This window comes from Stenotrophomonas ginsengisoli (assembly GCF_001431485.1).
In the GTDB taxonomy this organism is placed as follows: Bacteria; Pseudomonadota; Gammaproteobacteria; order Xanthomonadales; family Xanthomonadaceae; genus Stenotrophomonas; species Stenotrophomonas ginsengisoli.
This window is the reverse complement of the sequence record NZ_LDJM01000089.1, coordinates 1-709: the sequence shown is the minus strand read 5'-3', so window position 1 is coordinate 709 and position 709 is coordinate 1. Positions and strand designations below refer to the sequence as shown.

The following is a 709-nucleotide window of genomic DNA, read 5'->3' as shown; positions in this document are numbered from 1 at the left end:
GTCTCGTGGGCTCGGCGTGGCAATCGTTGCCCTGAGTCTTGCTTCCTGCGCGACGTACAAAGAGGAGTTTGCAGGGATCAACTCACGCCTCGATCAACTCGATACGAAGGTGCAGGGCGCCGCACAGAGCGCCGAATCCGCCAATCAGTCCGCACAGCAGGCAAACCAACGGCTGGATCAGATTGAAGGCCGTGTACAGCAGCTTGAAAGGGCACCCCGCCGCACTCCGCGCGGCTAGTCGCTCTGGTAACAAGCCACACCGAATACCTGGAATCAGGATCCGGTGGCCTTTGCGGGCCACTGGTTTCCTTTTCAGAACGCAGCCTGCAGTCAAAGGAAGCGCCCCATCCGTACCTACTCATACCCTGCAATCAGAACCACTTATCGCGCGCTGGTAGTGGCGCTGGCGTTCGCGTGTAGCGGCGTGGCCAGCGCCCAGGATGCTCCCGCGCAACCGCTGGCATCCGTCGATGAGCTTCCGCCGGGCCAGGAAGTCTCTGACACCGTAATTGAACTCGCTGGCTGGGTTGTCGCAAGCAAGGACAACCAGGGCTATCCGTTCGCAATCATGGATAAAGCCGCTGCACAAGTGCTGGTGTTCGGCGGCGATGGCCGGCTTCGCGGCGCAACGCCGGCGCTGTTTGGATCAGGGATAGGGGATCACACGGCACCCGGTGTGGCGGGGCTTGCGCTGCGCGAGATTCCGGGT

The 709-nt window shown here is 61.8% G+C and carries 1 protein-coding gene and 1 pseudogene; both read left to right on the top strand.

Features of this window, described 5'->3' with window-relative positions; genetic code table 11:
* Positions 1 to 238: hypothetical protein (locus ABB30_RS15965; RefSeq protein ID WP_083489932.1), on the top strand; the 238-nt coding region annotated here is incomplete at its 5' end.
* 159 nt (positions 239 to 397) lie between these two features.
* Positions 398 to 709: pseudogene (locus tag ABB30_RS15450) on the top strand (hypothetical protein); the annotation flags it as partial.